The 20,478-nt window shown below is 68.9% G+C and carries 16 protein-coding genes and 1 tRNA gene; 11 read left to right on the top strand and 6 right to left on the bottom strand.

Going from position 1 to position 20,478, the window contains the following annotated elements; translation table 11 throughout:
* Positions 1–209: 209 nt before the first annotated feature.
* From ssb to ABEG18_RS12280, 3 genes are all read left to right on the top strand, one after another.
* Complete coding sequence (gene ssb / locus ABEG18_RS12290; RefSeq protein WP_406858343.1) at positions 210–725, top strand: single-stranded DNA-binding protein; 516 nt, start codon at positions 210–212, stop codon at positions 723–725.
* A 138-nt stretch (positions 726–863) separates the two neighbouring features.
* Entirely contained in the window at positions 864–1,679 is an 816-nt protein-coding gene (locus tag ABEG18_RS12285) for a DUF2189 domain-containing protein (protein ID WP_406858342.1), read from the top strand.
* Between the two features lie 81 nt (positions 1,680–1,760).
* Positions 1,761–2,885: a M20 family metallopeptidase gene (locus tag ABEG18_RS12280; RefSeq protein ID WP_406858341.1), complete on the top strand. Its 1,125-nt coding sequence runs from the start codon at positions 1,761–1,763 to the stop codon at positions 2,883–2,885.
* Between the two features lie 3 nt (positions 2,886–2,888).
* Here the strand turns inward: ABEG18_RS12280 and ABEG18_RS12275 are convergent, their stop codons facing one another.
* A complete protein-coding gene (locus ABEG18_RS12275) occupies positions 2,889–3,518 on the bottom strand; it encodes a MarC family protein (RefSeq protein WP_406858340.1) in 630 nt (209 codons plus the stop codon).
* 183 nt (positions 3,519–3,701) lie between these two features.
* Between ABEG18_RS12275 and ABEG18_RS12270 the strand changes: the two genes are divergently transcribed.
* The 6 genes from ABEG18_RS12270 (at position 3,702) to ABEG18_RS12245 (ending at position 11,198) form a co-directional block, all read left to right on the top strand.
* Positions 3,702–4,154, top strand: a complete 453-nt coding sequence (locus ABEG18_RS12270; protein WP_406858339.1) for a BLUF domain-containing protein — start codon at positions 3,702–3,704, stop codon at positions 4,152–4,154.
* A 266-nt stretch (positions 4,155–4,420) separates the two neighbouring features.
* Positions 4,421–7,219: a DNA gyrase subunit A gene (gene gyrA, locus ABEG18_RS12265; RefSeq protein ID WP_406858338.1), complete on the top strand. Its 2,799-nt coding sequence runs from the start codon at positions 4,421–4,423 to the stop codon at positions 7,217–7,219.
* 152 nt (positions 7,220–7,371) lie between these two features.
* A tRNA-Pro gene (locus ABEG18_RS12260) sits at positions 7,372–7,449 on the top strand.
* 265 nt (positions 7,450–7,714) lie between these two features.
* Entirely contained in the window at positions 7,715–8,770 is a 1,056-nt protein-coding gene (locus ABEG18_RS12255; RefSeq protein WP_406858337.1) for a glycosyltransferase family 4 protein, read from the top strand.
* A complete protein-coding gene (locus tag ABEG18_RS12250) occupies positions 8,767–10,050 on the top strand; it encodes a hypothetical protein (RefSeq protein ID WP_406858336.1) in 1,284 nt (427 codons plus the stop codon). The genes ABEG18_RS12255 and ABEG18_RS12250 overlap by 4 nt, the downstream gene beginning before the upstream one ends.
* Positions 10,047–11,198, top strand: a complete 1,152-nt coding sequence (locus ABEG18_RS12245) for a hypothetical protein (RefSeq protein WP_406858335.1) — start codon at positions 10,047–10,049, stop codon at positions 11,196–11,198. The genes ABEG18_RS12250 and ABEG18_RS12245 overlap by 4 nt, the downstream gene beginning before the upstream one ends.
* Here ABEG18_RS12245 and ABEG18_RS12240 read toward each other — a convergent pair.
* The 4 genes from ABEG18_RS12240 to ABEG18_RS12225 all read right to left on the bottom strand — a co-directional run bounded on the left by ABEG18_RS12240 (position 11,177) and on the right by ABEG18_RS12225 (position 15,773).
* Positions 11,177–12,466, bottom strand: a complete 1,290-nt coding sequence (locus ABEG18_RS12240; RefSeq protein WP_406858334.1) for an O-antigen ligase family protein — start codon at positions 12,464–12,466, stop codon at positions 11,177–11,179. The two genes, ABEG18_RS12245 and ABEG18_RS12240, sit on opposite strands and share 22 nt — an antisense overlap.
* The gene (locus tag ABEG18_RS12235) at positions 12,463–13,995 is read right to left on the bottom strand and encodes an undecaprenyl-phosphate glucose phosphotransferase (protein ID WP_406858333.1); all 1,533 of its coding nucleotides are present in this window, start codon (positions 13,993–13,995) and stop codon (positions 12,463–12,465) included. The genes ABEG18_RS12240 and ABEG18_RS12235 overlap by 4 nt, the downstream gene beginning before the upstream one ends.
* 81 nt (positions 13,996–14,076) lie before the next feature.
* Positions 14,077–15,210 carry a glycosyltransferase family 4 protein gene (locus ABEG18_RS12230; protein ID WP_406858332.1) on the bottom strand — a complete coding sequence of 378 codons (1,134 nt, stop codon included), beginning with the start codon at positions 15,208–15,210 and terminating at the stop codon, positions 14,077–14,079.
* Between the two features lie 5 nt (positions 15,211–15,215).
* Positions 15,216–15,773, bottom strand: coding sequence for a polysaccharide biosynthesis/export family protein (locus ABEG18_RS12225; protein ID WP_406858331.1), 558 nt, complete (start codon positions 15,771–15,773; stop codon positions 15,216–15,218).
* A gap of 147 nt (positions 15,774–15,920) precedes the next feature.
* Between ABEG18_RS12225 and ABEG18_RS12220 the strand changes: the two genes are divergently transcribed.
* Complete coding sequence (locus ABEG18_RS12220; protein ID WP_406858330.1) at positions 15,921–18,083, top strand: GumC family protein; 2,163 nt, start codon at positions 15,921–15,923, stop codon at positions 18,081–18,083.
* A gap of 2 nt (positions 18,084–18,085) precedes the next feature.
* Here ABEG18_RS12220 and ABEG18_RS12215 read toward each other — a convergent pair whose 3' ends face one another.
* Entirely contained in the window at positions 18,086–19,267 is a 1,182-nt protein-coding gene (locus ABEG18_RS12215; RefSeq protein WP_406858329.1) for a GNAT family N-acetyltransferase, read from the bottom strand.
* Positions 19,268–19,413: 146 nt separating this feature from the next.
* Here ABEG18_RS12215 and ABEG18_RS12210 point away from each other — a divergent pair, with 146 nt between their 5' ends.
* Positions 19,414–20,475: a polysaccharide deacetylase family protein gene (locus ABEG18_RS12210; protein WP_406858328.1), complete on the top strand. Its 1,062-nt coding sequence runs from the start codon at positions 19,414–19,416 to the stop codon at positions 20,473–20,475.
* Positions 20,476–20,478 lie beyond the last annotated feature (3 nt).

Here is a 20,478-nt window from a genome sequence, read left to right as displayed (position 1 = left end):
GGTCCGGCGAGATCCTGATGCGGCGACGAGTCCGGCCTTGATCGTCTAACCCGATCCTGATAGGAACACAACAGGAACAATCGATCGCAGCGATGCGGCAGGCGGTCTGGAGACCTGCGATGTGGATAACTCGGGCCGATCCGGACCCTCCTTCGCGCGGCGTCGGCCCGATGGTCTAAGGTCGCCCCAAACACATCGAGGAGATCCCCATGGCGGGCAGCGTCAACAAAGTCATCCTGGTCGGCAATCTCGGGCGCGATCCCGAGGTCCGGCGCCTGAACAACGGCGAGCCGGTCGTCAATTTCAGCGTCGCCACGTCCGAAACCTGGCGCGACAAGGCCTCCGGGGAGCGCAAGGAGCGCACCGAGTGGCACAACGTCGTGATCTTCAACGAGAACCTCGCGAAGATCGCCGAGCAATATTTGAAGAAGGGCTCGAAGGTCTATCTCGAGGGCCAGCTCCAGAACCGCAAATACACCGACAAGACGGGGGCCGAGCGGACCGCGTCCGAGGTCGTTCTGCAGCGGTTCCGGGGCGAACTCACATTGCTGGACGGGCGAGGCCAGGGCGGCGGGATGAGCGACGACGAGGGCGGCTCTTCCGGCGGCTATGGCGGCGGAAGCCGGGGAGGGGACTTCGGACGCTCCTCGCCGATGGAGCGCCGTCCCGCGCCGGCCGGCGGCGGCGGGCGTTCCAATGATCTCGACGACGACATCCCGTTCTAAGGAGCGCGTCGACAACGTCCGCCCGCCGGCTTGATCCCTGCGGGAGGCGTGTCATTCTGCCTGGAGGGTCTCGCTCTTGTCCCCCGCGGGGCCCTTCGGTCGAAGGCGCAGTTCAGCGCCGTGAACAGGGGGAGCGCCATGACGGACGCGAACGACGCGACCATCGCCGCCGCGACGACGCAGGACAGGCGGCCGGATCCCCAGGTGCGGGCGGCCACCGTGGCCGACATCGGCGAGGCGCTGGCCGAAGGCCTCCGGGATTTCCAGGCCGCGCCGCTCTACGGGCTCTTCTTCGGCGGGGTCTACGCGCTCGGCGGCGTCGCCATGGCGCTCGCCGCCACCGCCTGGGGCATGATCTATCTCGTCTATCCTCTTGCGGCGGGCTTCGCCCTGATCGGGCCCTTCGTGGCCGTCGGCCTCTACGAGGTCTCCCGGCGGCGCGAAAAGGGGGAGCCGCTGGGCTGGGGGCCCGTGCTGGGCGTCGTCTTCGCCCAGAGCCGGCGGGAGCTCGGCTGGATGGCCTTCGTCACCCTCTTCATCTTCATGATGTGGATGTACCAGGTCCGCCTGCTGATCGCGCTGTTCTTCGGGTTCCAGTCCTTCACGCCGGACGAGCTGCTGCGGATCCTGCTGACCACCCCCGAGGGCTGGCTCTTCCTCGGCATCGGCCATCTGGTGGGCGCCATCCTGTCGGTGATCCTGTACTCGGTGACGGTGGTGTCGTTCCCGCTGCTGCTCGACCGCGAGGTGGACTTCATCACGGCCATGATCACCAGCGTGCGCGCCGTCACGATGAGCCCGGGCCCCATGCTGGGCTGGGCGGCCATCGTGGTCGCGGTCCTGCTGGTGTCTTGCGCGCCGATGTTTCTCGGCCTCTTCGTCGCGCTTCCCATCCTGGGGCACACCACGTGGCGGCTCTATCGCAGGCTGATCGTGGAGGCTCCGGCGGCCTGAGCGCCAGCGCGTGACGCGCGTGGTCGGTTGCGTTAAGACGACACCACCCCATCCACCATGCTGTGTGCAGGAGCGCGCCGAATGAGCCCTATCGACCTCGAAGCCATGCTTCAGGGCATCTCGCGCTGGGTCGCGATCGAGAGCCCGACGCGCGAGACGGCGGATGTGAACCGCATGATCGACGCCGTGGCGCGCGACGTCGACGGAACCTCGATCGCCGTGGAGCGGATCCCCGGGAAGGAAGGTCTCGGCGACAGCCTGATCCTGCGGGCCGGACCGCAGAACGACCGTCCCGGCATCCTGGTGATGTCGCATGTGGACACGGTGCACCCGCTGGGCTCCATCGCCCGCGACCTGCCGATGCGCCGCGAGGGCGACAAGTTCTTCGGCCCGGGCGTCTACGACATGAAGGGCGGGGCGTATCTGGCGCTGGAGGCGTTCCGCCGCGTGGCAGCGTCGGGCGCGGCGACGCAGCCGCTGACCTTCCTGTTCACGCCCGACGAGGAGATCGGCTCGCCGACCACGCGCGGGCTGATCGAGGAACTGGGCGCCAAGGCGTCGGCCGTGCTGGTGACGGAGCCCGCCCGGGACGGAGGCAAGATCGTCACCGGCCGCAAGGGCGTCGGGCGTTTCGACGTGCATGTCGAGGGGCGGCCCGCTCATTCCGGCTCGCGCCACGAGGATGGGCGCAGCGCCATCCGGGAGGCGGCCCGGCAGATCCTCGCGATCGAGGGCATGACCGACTATCCGCGCGGCGTGACCACCACGGTCGGCATGCTGGCCGGCGGGACGGCGGCGAACGTCATCCCCCAGCATGCCCGCTTCTCGGTGGACCTGCGCGTGGTCGAACCGCTCGACGGCGAGGTCTACAAGGCGAAGATCCTGGGCCTCAAGGCAGCGGATCCGGACATCCGGATCACGGTCGTGGGCGACATGAACCGCCCGCCCTACAAGAAGACGGCGGCCGTCGAGGGCCTGTTCCTGAAGGCGCGCGCCATCGCGGCCGAGATCGGGATCGATCTGCAGGACGTGCCGCTCACCGGCGGCGGCAGCGACGGCAATTTCACGGCCGCGCTGGGCGTTCCCACCCTGGACGGCCTCGGCGTGGACGGCGACGGCGCCCACACGCTTCACGAGCATGCGCTCGTGTCCTCCATCGTTCCGCGGACGCAGCTGATGGAGCGGCTGTTGACGTCGCTGCGCTGACCCTCAGCCGGCCACGATCGCCCGCACGCCGTCGGCCACGAACTGGACGGCGAGCGCGGCCAGGATGACGCCCAAGAGGCGGGTCAGGACCACGTTGCCGGTCACGCCGAGCCAGCCCGAGATCCGGCTCGCGGCGAAGAAGACGACGAGGCAGCTGAGGCAAACGCCGAGGATCACGGCGAGAAGCAGCAGCAGGCGGGTCGGGTCGCCCTGGGCCCGCCCTGCGAGCAGGATCGTGGCCGTGATCGCGCCAGGTCCCGCCATCAGCGGGATGGCGAGCGGAAAGGCCGCCACGTTGCGGATATGGTCGAGCGTGATGGCCTTCTCGGCGGCCTCGCCCTTGCGTTCGCTGCGGCCGCCGAACACCATCTCGAACGCGATCCAGAACAGCAGGAGCCCGCCCGCGATGCGGAAGGCGGGGAGGGTGATGCCAAGCGCGGTGAGAAGCTGCGCCCCGGCGAGGCCCGAGGCGCCCATGATGAAGGCGGCGATCACGCTGGCGCGGACCCCCACCTGGCGCCGCTCGGCGTCGCTCATGCCCCGGGTCACGCCCAGGAAGAGAGGCGCCAGGCCGGGCGGGTCGACGGTCACCAGCAGGGTGACGAGCGCAGAGGTGAGATAATCGAGCAGCATGGGGCAAGCCTAAGCCGGACCGCGGCCGCGCGATACGCCCGAGAACGGGCTGAGATCGCCCCCTCTGGTCATGACACTTCGCTGCGCACAATTTTCGAGTTCATCGAAGGCTAACTCACAACTTGAAATATGTTAACTCGTGACGCAGGCTCTGTCGTGCACGGATTCGCGGTGAGAGCTCCCATGTTCCAGGCCATTTACAGTAGCGAACATTTCCTGCCGGTGGACAGCCGGGGGTACAGCCCCGAATTCAGGACGATTACGGAAGGCGCCCGGCGCCGCAATGAGGATCGGCAGATCACGGGCTTCCTGATCTGCGCGTCATCCTGGTTCTGTCAGGTCCTGGAAGGTCCCGAGGCGCATGTCATGGAATTGCTCGAACGCATCGAGGACGATCCGCGCCACCATTGCTTCCAGATCCTGCAGACGCAGTGCACGCGGGACCGGGAGTTCCCGTCATGGTCCATGGCCGGAGTGACCCTGTCATCCAGCGCCATCGTGCTGCAGCTGATCCTTCTGGAGCGCCAGTTCGGCCGCAGGCATCCGCCGCGGGACAGGACCGCCAGCGAGCTCTTCGACCTGTGCAGGGCGCTTTCCGCCGCCGCCAGCCGCGAGGTCGCGCCGGCTTTCGTGTGAGGCGGCCGCCCGATCCGGCGACGTTTGCGCCGCGACCGGAGCCGCCAGTCCACGGTCCGACGGGCCGGAAAGGTCGGCCCCGGGCGGCGCCCGGGAGCCCGATCGCGGCCGCAACGCAGCCCAGTCCGCCCGCGGGGAGGGCGGCGCGGTTTTAAGTTGTTGTTTTTTCAGCGTTTCTTTGTCGGTCGGAGCGCCCCCTGCGGGTGGCCTTCCGCGCCGGAATCGTTTAAGAGAAGGCACGCGAAAACACACACCCGGACAGCACATTGGCCGAAGACGATAAGACCCCGCCCGCCGGGGGCGGCGAGGGACAGGACATTCGTCCCGTCTCCATCGCCGACGAGATGAAGCGCAGCTACCTCGATTACGCGATGAGCGTGATCGTCTCCCGCGCCTTGCCGGACGCCCGCGACGGCCTCAAGCCCGTTCATCGCCGCATCCTCTACTCGATGAATGAGAACGGCTACACGCCGGACCGGCCCTATCGCAAGTCGGCGCGCGTGGTCGGCGACGTGATCGGTAAGTACCACCCGCACGGCGACCAATCGATCTATGACGCGCTCGTGCGCATGGCGCAGAACTTCTCCATGCGCCTGCCCCTGGTCGACGGCCAGGGCAATTTCGGCTCGGTGGACGGCGACCCGGCCGCCGCCATGCGATACACCGAGGTGCGCCTGGCGCGGCCCGCGATGGGTCTGCTGGACGATCTCGACAAGGACACGGTCGACTTCCAGCCGAACTATGACGGCTCGGAGAAGGAGCCCACGGTCCTTCCGGCGCGCTACCCCAATCTGCTCGTCAACGGCGCCGGCGGCATCGCGGTCGGCATGGCTACGAACGTCCCACCGCACAATCTCGGCGAGGTCATCGACGGCTGCATCGCCTACATCCAGGACCCGGCCATCACGGTCGAAGGCCTGATGGAGCACATCCTCGGGCCGGACTTCCCGACCGGCGGCTCCATCCTGGGCAAGGGCGGCATCCGCAACGCCTATCTGACCGGGCGCGGCTCGGTGATCATGCGGGCCAAGACGACGACCGAGCAGATCCGCAAGGATCGCGAGGCGATCATCGTCACCGAGATCCCGTACCAGATCAACAAGTCGACCCTGATCGAGAAGATCGCCGAGCTCGTGCGCGAGAAGCGGGTGGAGGGCATCGCGGACCTGCGCGACGAGTCCGACCGCGACGGCATGCGCATCGTGATCGAGATCAAGCGCGACGCGATGGCGGACGTCGTGCTCAACCAGCTCTTCCGCTACACCGCGCTGCAGTCGAGCTTCGGCTGCAACATGGTGGCGCTGAACGGCGGGCGCCCCGAGACGCTGACCCTGCGCGACCTGATCGCCGCCTTCGTGGACTTCCGCGAGGAGGTGGTGAGCCGGCGCACGCGCTTCCTGCTCGGCAAGGCGCGCGACCGGGCCCATGTGCTGGTGGGGCTCGCCATCGCGGTCGCCAATATCGACGAGGTCATCCAGACGATCCGCAGCTCGCCCGACGCCAACGCCGCCCGCGAGGCCCTGATGGGCCGCGACTGGCCGGCCAAGGACGTGGCGTCGCTGATCGCGCTGATCGACGACCCGCGCCACCGCGTGTCGGACCAGGACACCTACCGGCTCTCGGAGGCGCAGGCCCGCGCCATCCTGGACCTGCGCCTGCAGCGCCTCACGGCCCTGGGCCGGGACGAGATCGCGGACGAGCTGAACAAGCTGGCGGCCGAGATCTCCGACTATCTGGACATCCTGCGCTCGCGCGAGCGCATCATGGCCATCGTCTCCACGGAGCTCGCCGAGTTCAAGGCGGCCTTCGCCACGCCCCGCAGGACCATGCTGGTGGAGTGGGACTCCGACCTGGAGGACGAGGACCTGATCCAGCGCGAGGACATGGTCGTCACCGTGTCCCACGCCGGCTACATCAAGCGCGTGCCGCTCTCCACCTACCGGGCCCAGCGCCGCGGCGGCAAGGGCCGCTCCGGCATGCAGACGCGCGAGGAGGATTTCGTCTCGCGGCTCTTCGTGGCCTCCACGCACACGCCGGTGCTGTTCTTCTCGTCGCGCGGGCAGGTCTACAAGGAGAAGGTCTGGCGCCTGCCGCTGACCGCCCCGCAGGCCCGCGGCAAGGCGCTGGTGAACATGCTCCCCCTGCAGGGGCAGGAGCGCATCACCACCATCATGCCGCTGCCCGAGGACGAGACCGCCTGGGACACGCTCGACGTCATGTTCGCGACCGCCTCCGGCGGCGTCCGGCGCAACAAGCTGTCGGACTTCGTGAACGTGAACCGCAACGGCAAGATCGCCATGAAGCTGGACGAGGGCGACCACATCGTCGACGTCCAGATCTGCTCGGCGGAGGACGACGTGCTGCTCACCACGGCGCGCGGCCAGTGCATCCGCTTCTGCGTCGACGACGTGCGCGTGTTCAAGGGCCGCGACTCGACCGGCGTGCGCGGCATCGCGCTGGGCAAGGACGACACCGTCATTTCGCTGGCGATCCTGAAGCATGTCGAAGCCTCGGCCGAGGAGCGGGCGGCCTATCTGAAGATGCGCCGCGCCATCCAGGGCGAGAGCGTCGCCGACGAGGCGGCGACCGACGACGAGGAGACCGACGTGGTCGCGGCCCTGTCGCAGGAGCGCTACGCCGACCTGTCCGCCCGCGAGCAGGTGATCCTCACCCTGTCGCAGAACGGCTATGGCAAGCGCACCTCCGCCTATGAGGTCCGGGTCACCGGCCGCGGCGGCAAGGGCATCGTCGCCATGGTGGTGAACAGCCGCAACGGGCCGCTCGTGGCCTCTTTCCCGGTCGAGCACTCCGACCAGATCATGCTGGTGACGGATGGCGGCCAGCTGATCCGCTGCCCGGTCGACGGCATCCGCATCGCGGGGCGCGGCACGCAGGGCGTCATCGTGTTCGACACGGCCCAGGACGAGAAGGTCGTCTCGGTGGAGCGGATCTCCGACGAAGGCGACGACGCGCCCAACGGCAATGGCGATCTGGACGCCGATCCCGCCGGCGGACCTCCGGAAGGCGGCATGCCGCCGGGCGGAACGGACGGCGACGCCGCCTGAAAACCGGCGACCTGCTGAAGACCTGAAAGGCCGGCCTCGTCGCCGGCTTTTCTGCGTCTGGGGCCGGACGGAGCGAAACGATCGGGAAAGTGCGCGGAGCCGCCGGAACGCGGTTGCGCGGGGCCGGATGGGTGCTTATAAGCACGCCACGTCGGAGTGTAGCGCAGCCCGGTTAGCGCACTAGTCTGGGGGACTAGGGGTCGTGGGTTCGAATCCCGCCACTCCGACCATCTCATTTTCATTTCGGGAACGGGGCCAGCGGCCCCGTTTTCCATTTCTCCGCCCGGTATGGCTGCGCTGCGGTTGCGTCCCCGGTTCATCATCCGGCGGGAATGCGCCATGATGTCTGACTGATTCTCGAAGTGGACTTGGTAAGCCAACGTCAATCGCTCCTTGATAGGACTGGTTGGACGATGGTCCTGCCTTGGGCGACGAATGACTTTTTCCGCACAGGCCCTTGAGCGCACGGCCGACGCCTCGGGGCGGAGCGCTCCCGTGGTCGACGCCGCTGGCGAGCTCGGGTCCCGGGTGGCCGTGAACATGCGCGCCGCCGCCTTCGAGACCGGCGGACAGCAGCGCATGACGCTCGAAATCATGAAGCGCCTGCCCGAGATCGGGCGGATCGCGCCCCGGCGGGCGCTGCGCGGCGTCAAGGGCCATGCGTGGGAGCAGCTGATGTTGCCTCTCTTGGCGCATGGCCGGCTCCTGTGGTCGCCCTCCGCTACCGGCCCGGCCGCCTACGCCAAGCAGATCGTGACGCTGCACGACGTGGCCTTCTTCGACATCCCGGAGTTCTTCGCCCCGTCCTTCCTGCGCGCCTACCAGGCGCTGATCCCGATGCTGGTGCGCCGGGTGGCCCATGTCGTCACCGTCTCGGCCTTTTCGCGCCAGCGCATCATCGACCGGCTGGGCGTGCCGGAAGACAAGGTCAGCATCATCTATAACGGCGTATCGCCGAGCTTCGGTCCGAGGGCGCCGTCGGAGATCGAAGCGGTCAAGACGGCTTTCGGTCTGAACGGCCGCTATGTCCTGCTGCACGCGACCTCCGACCCGCGCAAGAATCTCGGCCGGGCGCTGGAGGCCTGGCGGGGTATCGTCGACCGCGTGGCGCCCGACCTGGAGCTCGTGGTGTTCGGGCTCACCGGGCGCGCCCATGTCTTCGGCCAGCACGAGGACCTGTCGGCCACGCCGCGCGTCAGGCGGCTGGGCTATGTGGCGGACGAGGCCGTCCCGGCGCTGATCGCGGGCGCCGAGCTCTTCCTGTTCCCGTCGCTCTATGAGGGATTCGGCCTGCCGATCATCGAGGCGATGCGCTGCGGCGCGCCTGTCCTGACGAGCGCCGCGACCTCGACGCAGGAGATCGCCGCGGACGCTGCGCTGTGCGTCGATCCGACATCGGCGGAGGCCATAGGCCGGGGCGTGCTGGCGCTCCTGGAGAGCTCCGAGTTGCGCGCGCGCTTCGTGGAGCGCGGCTTCAAGCGCGCCGCCGATTTCGACTGGGACGACGCCGCGCAGGCCTACGGGCGCCTCTTCGAGCGGTTCGCCGGATGACTCTCGCCCCGCGATCGAGGCTGTCCCTGCTGGTCGTCGCACGGGTGCTGGGCGGGGCGGCGGGAGCGCTGCCGCCGGTCTACGCCATCACGTTCCTGGATCGCGCCTCCTACGGGGCGGCCGCCGCCGATGTGGCGGCCGCCATGCTTCTGTGCGGACCGCTCGGCCAGTTCATCAACCAGGGCTATATGCGCGACGCCCTGGCGGCCGGCCGGACCGGCCATTCCGGACCGCCGGCCGGCGCCTTCCTGGTGCATCTCTTCGCCACGCTCGTCGTCGCCGCCATGGCGCTGGCCGCCGGGACAGGGGTTCTGGCGGCGCCTGACGCCTGCCTGGTGGGCGGCATGTCGCTGTTCTACCTGGCGTCGCGCATCCAGGAGAGCCACTTGATCGCCGCCGGCCGGCAGCTCGGCGCGGTCGTGCTGGTGTTCATCCTGCCGCCGACGCTCACCTGCCTGTTCATGGCCGCGCTGCAGCTTGCCGGCATGCAGGATCATTTCTCGGTGGTCGCCATCGGACAACTCCTGGCCGCGCTGGTGAGCGTCGCGGCGGGCGCGATCCGCGATCCGGCCTATCTGGGACGGCTGAAATATCCGCGCGCGCCCCGCACCCGCGACGAGTGGCGCAGCGAGGGGTCGGCGATCGTCGTCTTCATCACCCATGGGGCGTTCCTGAGCGCCGCCGAGCAGGTTCCGGTCATCGCCCTGCGGCTGCTGGGCCATTCGGACGTCATCCCGGGCTTCGAACTCGCCCGCAAGATCGCCTCCGTGCCCGGCGTGATCGTCCACGCGCTGTTCATGCAGACGGTCCCCCGCATGATCGATGCGGCCCATGACTGCGACTGGGCCGCCCTGAAGGCGATCATCCGGCGCTATACGGTCCGCCTCGCGACCTTGGGCCTGGTCTACGCGCTGGGCGCGGCGGCGGCGCTTGCGCTGCTGCAGCGGTTCGGGATCGCGGCGAACACGTTGCCGCTGGGCCTCGCCGCGCCCCTGCTGGCGGCGGCGGTCATCGGGGCCACGGCGGCTCCCTTCGGCGGCGCCAGCCTCGCCCTGCGAGGCGAGAAATGGTGGGTGGCGGGGGGAGGGCTCGGCCTCGCCGTCGAGTGCGCCGTCGCCTTCGGTGTCACGGCCGTCGCAGGGCCGAACGCGGTCGCCTGGGCGGTGCTGGGGCAGATCGTGATCCTGCACGCCGTGATCGTCACCGGCACGATCGCGGATCTGGCGCGGCTTCACGGTGCGAAGCGATTCAGCCCGGGCGCGGAGCCGGTCGAGCCATGAGCCAGCCTGCAGCGGCGCCGGCGGCGGATCGCGAGGCCCGGGCCGAGCGGTTCCTGATGCTGTCGCAGCACGACTTCCGGACGCCGCGGTGGGCCAATGTCCACTTCATCGCCGCCGAACTCGCCAAGCGCGGCGAGTGCCGGTTCTTCTCGCACGGCTTCAGCGTCCTCTCCACGATCAAGGGCGATCCCCGCACGCCCATCGCGGCGTCCGCGAACAGGATCGAGAGGCGCGACGGCGTCGAGTGCTATCTCTGGAAGACCCCGCTGCACCCGGTCCATCTGGACGCGCCGGCGCTGCGGCCCATCGAGCGGCTCGCCTTCGCAGCCTACCGGGCTTTTCCGTCGCCGGTGCTGGCGCGATGGATCGGCGAGGCGACGACCATCGTCATCGAGTCCGGCCTGTCGCCGCTCTTCATCGCGCTGTGCCGCAAGGCCAATCCTGCTGCGCGGCTCATCTATCTGTGCTCCGACGACCTTGCGACCATCGGCTGTTCGCCGGTCCTCATCGAGGCGCTCAGGACGAGCGAGCCGCTGCTGGACGACATCGTCATCCCGTCCCGGGCGCTGGCGCCCAGTTTCGAGCGCGGCGACCTCCTGCGGCACGTGCCCCATGGGATCGACCCGTCGATCGCGCGAGATGCGGATCCGTCGCCCTACGAGCCCGGCCTGCACGCCGTCTCGGTGGGGTCGATGCTCTTCGACCGGATCTTCTTTGAGATCGCCGCGCCGGCCTTTCCGGCGGTGACCTTCCACGTGATCGGGGCGGGCGCGTCCGCGCAGGGGCTGTCCGGCCCCAATCTGCGGGTCTATCCCGAGATGGAGTATCGCCGCACGCTGCCCTTCGTGAAGCATGCAGCGCTTGGAGTCGCGCCCTATTCGCAGGCGCGCTTCCCGGCCTATCTGGTCGACACCTCCATGAAGCTCATGCAGTTCGCCTATTTCGGCACGCCCGCGGTCTGCCCCCATGCGGCCGCAGGCGGCAGGGCGGGGCGGTTCGGCTATATCCAGGGCGACCGGGACTCCATCGTGGCGGCGGTCGAGAACGCGCTGGCGGCGCCCAGGCTTCCCGGCGGCTCGGTGCTGACCTGGGCCGAAGCGACCGACCGGATGCTCGATCCGGCGGCCTACGCCGATACGAAGGTCTGACCGGGCGGGAGGTGAGCGACGCTGTCGCGGGCCGCCGCCCGCTTCAGGCGGTTCGACATGATGGCGAGGCCCCACACCATCCCGAACAGCCACCAGAAGTGGCGCCAGTGATCGGTGTCGATCTGAAAGCCCTGCACGATCTGCGGGAAGAGGCAGCACCACAGGCCGATGGCGTCCTTCTGCCAGGGGGAGCGCTGGAAGACGAGCCGCCATCCCATGACGCAGGTGAGCGCGATCAGCGCGAAATACGAGATCCCTCCCAGCCAGCCATAGGAGCTGAAGGCGTAGATGTAGACGTTGTGGGGGTTCTCGGTGAACTTCTTGTCGAATTGCAGCGGCCCGAAGCCGTTCGGCAAATCCAGCAGAAGCGGAATCGAGCGCCGCTGGTTGCCGAAGCGGCCGGTCTCGCCGGCGTCATAGGACTTGATGAGCTGGGCGCGGTCTTCGAGCATGGTGCTGATCACCGGCGAGGTCAGGGCCGCGGCGCCGACGCAGACCAGCCCCGCCGCGCCCAGCATCGTGACCACGGCGATGCGCCGGCGCTCGCGCCATGAGCGGGACACCGCCAGGTTCAGGCCGATCACCATCACGAGCCCGAAGGCGAGCACGCCCCACGCGCCTCGCGAGAATGACAGCAACACCGCAAAGCACAGGAAGCCGAACATGGCGAGGCCGGTCCAGAACCAGCGGATCGAGCCGTTCACGATGCGGTTGAACAGGATCGTCGCCGCGACGCCGATGAACGGGCCGAACACGTTGGGGTCCTTGAACATGCCGGACGCGCGCGATCCGTCGAACGACGTGAACGCCGCGCTGAGGCCCGCGACGTTAAAATAGCCGAGGGTTCCGGTGACGCCCGCCACCATGGCGGCGAGGATGTGGGCGTTGAGGATCGCCTGCATGCGCCGGCTGGTGTTCTCCACCATCAGCATCATGAACAGGATGGTCACGCAGGCGAGATAGACCGAGATCGCCGTGAAGGTGATCGCCTTCGCGTCATGCATCACCTCCATCAGGGACAGCACGCCGCCGAGATTGAACAGGGTGAGCAGGACCAGGAGAGGGATCGATTCGGCGGGCAGCCGCACGCCCCCGAACAGAAACGTCAAAAGCGCGACCACGAACACGGCCTCGAACGGCGAGGGCTCGATGAAGGCCACGCAGCCGGAAAAGAGCAGGAGGGCCAGGACCGCGTTCTGGATCGCGGGGATCGAGATCGTCTTGCGTCGCGCGGAGCCGTCGGCGGAGGTCAGGCTCGCGGCGCTCAATAGGCGTTCTCGGTCTTGGCCAGAGCGAAGGGCGTGATGGCCAGGATGTAGAGGTCGAAGAACACCGACCAGTTCTCGATATAGTAGAGGTCGTGCTCGACGCGCTTCTTGATCTTCTCCAGCGTGTCCGTCTCACCGCGCCATCCGCACACCTGCGCCCATCCGGTGATGCCCGGCTTCACGCGATGCCGCGCGAAATAGCCGTCGATCAGATCGTCATAGCGACGGTGCTCGGCGCTGGCGTTCACCGCATGCGGGCGCGGGCCCACCAGCGACAGATCGCCCTTGAGGACGACGTTGATGAGCTGGGGGAGTTCGTCCAGCGACGTCTTGCGGATGAAGCGGCCGACCCTGGTGACGCGCGGATCGTTGCGGGTCGCCAGCTTGGAGGCCGTCGGGTCTGACTGGTCGACATACATCGACCGGAACTTGAACACCTCGATGAGCTCGTTGTTGAACCCGTAGCGCCGCTGCCGGAAGAAGGCGGGACCCGGCGAGTCGAGCTTCACCGCCAGCGCGGTGGCCAGCATCACCGGCGACAGGAGGATGAGGAGCGTGGTTCCGACGATCTTGTCGAAGAGCCACTTGAAGACGACGTCCCAATCGGCGATCGGCCGGTCGGTGACGGCGAGCACCGGGACGGAGCCGATATAGGAATAGGACCGCGGGCGCAGGCGCAGCTTGCTCTGGTGGGCCGACAGGCGGATGTCGACCGGCAGCACCCACAACTTGCGCAGCATCTGCAGGATGCGGTCCTCCGCGGTGATCGGCACCGTGAAGATGACGAGGTCGAGCTGCGCCTTGCGGACGAAGTCGACGAGGTCGTCGGTGCTGCCGAGCTTGGGATAGCCCGCGACGCTTTCGGGCGACCTGACCTCGTCGCGGTCGTCGAACACGCCCAGGACGCGCACCTCGGAATCGGTCTCCGCGTCGAGCGCGCGCAGAAGGCTTTCGGCCGCCGGCCCGCCGCCCACGATCGCGGTGCGCCGGTCAAGCTGGCCGCGACGGACCATGCGGCGAACCACGCCGCCCACGCCGATGCGAAACAGCACGAGGGCGACGAGCCCCACCGCGAACCACTCGGCGAACCAGACGCGCGAGACGAGTTCGCTCAGCTTGGCGACGAAGGAGGTGGCGAGCGCGAGCGCGCATACGCCGCTCCAGGCCAGCATCAGGCGGATGAACTGGTTCAGCGGCGACCGGATGGCGCTCAGCTCATAGGCGCGCACGGCCTGGAACGCGACCACGGCGGCGGTGGACGACCCGACGATCAGGACCGAGTAGACCAGGTCGGGCAAGACGCCTCGTCTGAGATACAGGTAGTGGGCCAGGACGCCGGTCGCGACGAGCAGGATGAACTCGGCGAGGCCGACCACGCCGGCTACGACCGTGGCCGAATAGGACCTGGGCCGGGGTTCGGCGGCGATCTTTTCGGCCAAGGCGCTCAACGAGGGGCGGGGGGGCGCTCCGAACGCGGGCGCCACTCCGGCGTCCAGGCGCAGAAGGTCGTCGAAACCGATCTTGGCCATCACTCTCCTCAGGCGCGGCGTCCGCGATCCTTGGAAAAACTTGCAACAACGATACGGAAACGGCTTCACCGAAGAGTTAATTCAGCGCCGGACCGCCTTGCGGTAGGCGGCCTCGACGGCGCCCGCCATGCGGTCGATGGCAAAGTGGGCGGCGACGTGAGCGGCGAGGCCGCGCGCCTCCTCGGCCCTATCGTCCTGCCGCTTGAGCAGGACCGCCGCGAGCGCGGCCGCCAGAGCCTGCGGAGAGTCGGCAGGAACGAGCCGATCGGAGAAAGGCCCCAGGATCTCAGGCACGCCTCCCACTGCGGTCGCCACCAGGGGGCGCTGGGCGGCGGCGGCCTCGATCACCACATAGGGCAACGATTCGGCCCGGGACGGGACCGCCATGACCCGGCCGAGCGCGAAGGCCTGTCGGGCCGGCATGGGCGGCCTGAACGCCACGCCCCGCAGGCCGAACTGGCGCGCCTGCGCCCGGAAGTCCGCTTCGTCCGGGCCCGCGCCGACGATCACGGCGGACGGCTCCCAGGGCAGCATGTCGCGCAACAGCGACAGGGCTTCCAGCAGGGTGTCGACGCCCTTGAGGCGCCGGAGCTCGCCCAGATAGAGGATGTCGGCCGCTTCGGGCGCGTCCAGCACGGGCTCGAATTCGTGGGCCGCGAGCCCGTTGTGGATGACCACGGCCGCGTGGGGAACGTCGCCGAGCATCGCCTCGAAACGGCCGGCGACATAGTCGCTCTCGAAGGTGAACACGGATGTGCGCCGCGCCAAGGTCCGCTCGATGACGCCGTAGAGCCGGCCGGCGGGAGTGGCCTGGCCGTAATGGGCGCTGCCGCCATGCGGAGTGTAGATCCTGGCGGGTCCGGGGCCCCAGGGCCGGGCCGGCGCGATGCGCCCGTAGAAGCCGCCCTTGGCGCCGTGCCCATGCACCACGTCGGGGCGGGCCCGCAGCAAGACGCGCGAGACCCTGGCGAGAGCCGTGGCGTCGAACGGGCTCGGCTCGCGGGGCATGCCGATCCTGGCCACGCCGAGCGTCAATCGGGAGGCGACGGCCGACAGCGCGGACGCGGCGCGCTCGCCGCCATTGGTATCGCAGATCAGGCCGACGTCGTGCCCCGCGTCGGCCTGGGCGCGGGCGAGGTCCAGAACGTGACGAAAGAGCCCGCCGGTCGGAGCGCGGAAGACATGGACGATGCGCAGAGCCTGGCCTGACGGCATCGCGCCTAGAACCACCGCTCGCGCACCACAACGGTGTCGCCGGGCCTGACCGGGACCGTCACCGGCACGGTGGCGGTGACCAGGCGCCCGTTAATCTGGCGGGTGATCTCGGCCTGGGTGCGCAGGGCGCGGGGCGAGAAGCCGCCCGCGATGGCGACCGCCGTCTGCACCGTCATGGCGTTGACGTAGGGATACTGCCCGGCGGTCGTGACCTCGCCGAGGATGAAGAAGGGGCGGTACTGCTCCACCTCCACGGACACCCGGGGCTCGCGAAGGAAGCCGGCGCGCAGCTTCTGCTCGATCGCCCGCTCCAGTTGGGCCGTCGTCTGGCCGCCGGCGCCGACCGGGCCGATGAGCGGGAGCGAGACGCGGCCAGAGCCGTCGACCGCATAGCTGTTGGACAGGTTGTCCTGGCCGAAAACGATGATTCTCAGGCGGTCGCCGCTGGCGAGGGTGTAGGGCGCGTCGAGCTGCGCCGAAAAGCCAGGCGGCGCGTAGACCTGCGGCGCGCAGCCGGCCAGCGCGGCGGCGCCGAGAATACAGAGGAAACGACGACGCGACATTCACGACTCTCGGAGGGGTGGTCGATGCAGATGTTGTGGGCTGTCATGGTTAACAAAATCTGATCAGGCATAGGTTTTGACTTAACGTTATTGAAACCTTGCCCGTTCACCATTCTGGCCAGTGTTCGTGTCGTGAAGGAATACGTAATGGCGTACGCCGGGCAGGCCCCCGCCGGTGGCGGCGATATCGACATGGGCCAGTTGTGGCGCGCGTTGAAGCGCCGAAGCGCGTGGATCCTGATCCCGGTTCTGATCGCCTTTGGGGCGACCTCGTTCTTCGTCAACACGGCCACGTCGCGCTACACGGCGGACGCGCGCATCCTGCTCCAGACCGGCGACAGTTATTACACCCGGCCGGGCAACGGCGGCGAGCGAGACGCTACGATCGACGAGCGCGAGGTGGCGAGCCAGGCCTTGCTGATCACGTCGCGGGATCTCGCCAAGCGGGCGATCGAGCGGCTGCAGCTGCGCGGCGATCCGGAATTCGACCGGGGCGCGACGGTGCTGGGCTCGGCCTCCCGCCTTCTCGCCTATATCGGCGTGGTCCGGCCCAGCGAGAACGAACAGCTCATCGACGCCTTCCTGGAGCGGGTCACGGCCTTTCCGGCGGGCCTGTCGCGTGTGCTGACCGTCGAATTCACCTCCAAGGATCCCGAGCTCGCCGCGCGCGGCGCCAACGCCATCGCGGAGATCTATCTGGAGCTGCAGGAAGAGGCCAAGCAGAAGGTGGCCCGCTCGGCCAGCGCCTGGCTGAACGGCGCCATCGACCCGCTGCGCCAGAAGGTGGCCGACGCCGAGGCCAAGGTGGAGGCGTTCCGCGCCAAGACCGGCCTGCTGGTCTCCACCAACAACGCCACCATCCAGCAGCAGCAGTTGGCCGAGCTGAATACGCAGCTGAACACGGTGAGGGTGGCCCAGGCGGACGCCGAGGCCAAGGCGAAGCTGCTGCGCGAGGCGATCGCGTCCAACCGCACGCTGGAAGTCTCAGACGTCGCCAACAACGAACTGGTGCGCAAGCTGGTGGGCGAGCGGACGACCTTGAAGGCGCAGCTGGCGATGGAATCGCGCTCGCTGCTGCCCGGCCATCCGCGCATCAAGGAGCTCGCGGCCCAGTTGGCGAATTTCGACGGCCAGATCGCCGCCGCCACCGAGAAGGCCGTCAGGACGCTGGAGAACGACGCCAAGATCGCGGCCGGCCGCGTCGAAAGCCTGATGGTCACGCTGAACGGCTACAAGCAGCAGAGCATCACGGCGAGCGAGAACGACGTCCAGCTGCGGTCCCTGGAGCGCGAGGCGCGGTCCCAGCGCGAGCAGCTCGAGGCGATGCTGACGCGCTACCGCGAAGCGACCGCTCGCGACGTCAAGGACGCCGTGCCGCCGGACGCGCGCATCGTCCAGCGCGCCGATCCGCCGGTCGTCCCGAGCTTTCCCAAGAAGCTTCCGACCATCATCATCGTGACCCTGGCGACCTTTCTGGTCTCGACCATGTGCATCGTGAGCTCCGAGCTGATGTCCGGCCGCGCCATCGCGAACGAGCCCGCCGCGCCGGCGGCCCCGGCGGGCGCGCCCGCTATGCCGGCGCCCGTCGCCGTCCAGCCCGCCCTGGCCCGCGTCGGCGAGCCCCCGGTCAATTGGATGCGCGAAGCGCCGGCGCGGCGAACGGAGCGCGTCGCCGAAGACCCCGTTCTGCGGGGCGCGGATCCCGAGCCGTTCCCTGCGCCGAAGGCTGCGCCGGCGCCGGGCGTGCGCCCGTCCGCGTTGGCCGACCGCATCCGCGACATGGCGGCCTCCGGCGGCCCGGTCCGCTGCGTCGTCGCGTCCGCCGGCCCGCAGCCCAGCCGCGACGTCGCCTTCGCGCTCGGCCGCATCCTGGCGCGGACCCACCGCATCGTTTTGGTCGACGCCGAGAGCGCGGGCGGGCACGACGGCGCCGGATTCTGCGAGCTCGTGGCGGGTCGCGCCTCATTCATGCAGGTGATCCATCGCGATCCGGGATCGCGCCTGCATCTCGTGTCCGCCGGGGATGGCGCTCTGGAGGATGCGCCCGACCGGGCGCAGGGGATCGGCCTCGCTTTGGGCGCGCTCGGCCAGACCTATGACGTCGTGCTGGTCGCCGCTCCGCCGATCACGGCCGGCTCGGAGCGCCGCGAGGCGATGCTCGAACTGCTCGACCATGCGGATCTGTGCGCCGCGGTGGTGAGCGGCGAGCGGGATGCGCCAGCCGCGTCGGAGTTCGTCGCCGAGATCGGCCGCAAGGGCCTGCCAGTGGTCCAGATCGCCCATCAACGTCTGGAAGGGGTCGCGGCCTGAGGTCAGGGGTTGCGATCGCCGCCCACGAGCCTGAACGCGACCCGACGCACCGTGCGAAGCACCCGGTCGTCGCGCTTCATGGCGCCCTTGAGGCGCCCCAATCCGATCAGTCCCAGCGCCACCGCGCGCCCGAGGGCGCTCACCGGCACGACGCTCTCGAACCTTAGCTCGCGTTCGGGGCAGGTATGGCGCTTGTAGCCGTCGTCTCCCATGCCGAGGTCGAAGCTCCTCAGGCCGCGGCGCAGCGCCAGACGGGCGAGCTCCAGGGCGATCAGTTCGCCGGGGCTTGACCGCATGATCGCCAGGTCCGTCTCCATGGAGATGAAGGTGCCGCTCAGCCGGCGTCCGTCGCAGCATCCGCCGAAGGCCGCCGCGACGACGTCGCCGCACCATAGGGCGTGGATCTCCAGCGCCGGCCGGCCCTGATCCAGGCCGGCGAGAGCCGCCCGCCTGATGAAGGCCTGCGTGGACGTGCAGGCGAACGGGTTGACGATGCCCTGCGCGCGGAAACGCTCGGCCTTCTGCCGGAAAAAGGAGCAGAGAATGCGGTCGACCTCGGCCTCGGTCTCGGCGCGCCTGAAGGCGACGCCGCCCAACTCGTCCAGCCAGCGCAGCTTCTTGGCCAACTTCTTGCGGCTGTCCTTGCCGAGCAGGCGACGTGTGAGGTCTTCTTCGCTTTCGTCTTCCCGCAGCGTGAGCGCGTGCGCGTCTTCGGCCGGGTGGCATCCGGGCCCGCCCGCCAAGGGGTTGGGCATGCCGCTCCAGGCGCCCGGCTGGGCGCGCAGGTGAAAGACGTCGACCCTGCCGAGGCCTTCCCTCGCGATCTCGTCCGCCATGGCGTTCAGGATGGCCACGGCGGGCGTATGGCCGAGTTGTTCGGCGAAGCCCGGGCGGAAAACGCCCATATTGGCGTTGCAATGCTTGCCGCCGGCGAAGCGCGCCACGAGGGCGGGGCCCTGGCGCTCCAGAACGAAGGGAAACAGGGCCGCAGGCCAGCCGTTCGAATCGCGGAGGACGACGATCGCCGTCTGCAGCCGGTTCATCATGGCGACCGTCGCATACCAGGCGGACAGCCAGTCATAGCGCTGGTAGGGGGTGCACGCCCCATCCGCCTCGAGCGCGCGCCACAGCGCCTCGGCGTCTTCAGCCGATCGGAAGACGGTGATGTCGCTCCAGCTGATCATCGGATATGCAAGGGCGACCGACATCGTGTTCCCGGCGTTTTGACGGGGTCACGGTGGTCGCCGAGGACCATCACGTCAACAGAATGCTTAAACCAGGATTAACGTCGCAGCCCCAAGTTGAACGGCATGCGCCGACTTAACTTACGGTGTTGAATATGGGGCTGAAGCATCGTCTCTACGGCGCCGCTTTCGCGGGTTTGGCGGCGGCTGGAGCGCCGCGCTGGGCCGGGAGCGGCCTGCGGGGGCTCGGCGGCATCCTGATGTTGCATCATGTCCGGCCATGGGTGGAGCGCGAGTTCGCGCCGAACCGCCTGCTGGAGGTGACGCCCGAATTCCTGGACCTCGCGCTGACGCGCGCCAGGGCGGCCGGGTATCGCTTCGTCCCGCTGGACGAGGCCGTGGACGCCGTGGAGGCGGGGCGCGTGGACCAGCGCGTCCTCGCGCTGACCTTCGACGACGGCTATCGCGACAATCTGGAGCATGCGCTGCCGGTCCTGCGCGCCCATGGCGCGCCCGCAACCATTTTCGTAACGCCAGGCTTCGTGGAGCGCAGCGCCGAATTGTGGTGGCTGGACCTGGAGGACGCCATCGCTCGCGCGGCCCAGGTCAGCGCGTCGATCGGGGGGGAGACGCTGGACCTGCCGGCATCCACCGCGGCCCAGAAATCGGCCGCCTTCGAGACGATCTACTGGCGCCTGCGCGCCCGGCCCGAGCCGGAATTGCGCGCCGTCATCGCCGGTCTGGCGCGCGAGCAGGGCGTCGACAGCCGGGCGACCGCCGAGCGACTGTGCCTCGACTGGGACGGCGTCAGGCGGCTCGCCGCCGATCCCCTCATCGCCATCGGCGCCCACACGCTCACGCATCCGATGCTGGCCAAGCACGACGCCGAGACGGCCCGGCGGGAGATGGCGGAATCGAAGGCTATCCTGGAGAAAGAACTCGGCGCGCCGGTGCGGCATCTCGCCTATCCGGTGGGCGATCGGAGCTCCGCCGGGCCGCGCGACTTCGCGCTGGCCAGGGAACTGGGTTTTCGTAGCGCAGTGACGACCCGGCGAGGCATGCTCTTTCCCGAGCATGCGCGGCATCTCACGGCGCTGCCGCGGATCTCGCTGAACGGTTTCTTCCAGGACCCCGGGCAGTTCGAGGTGCTCCTGTCGGGGGTCCCGTTCTGGCTCTGGAACAGGGGCCGGCGCGTCGACGCCGCATGAGGC

Origin of the sequence: Alsobacter sp. KACC 23698 (genome assembly GCF_045348435.1) — a bacterium.
GTDB lineage: Bacteria > Pseudomonadota > Alphaproteobacteria > Rhizobiales > Beijerinckiaceae > Alsobacter.
The sequence above is the reverse complement of the archived record's forward strand: the minus strand, read 5'-3'. Positions and strand labels throughout refer to the sequence as shown.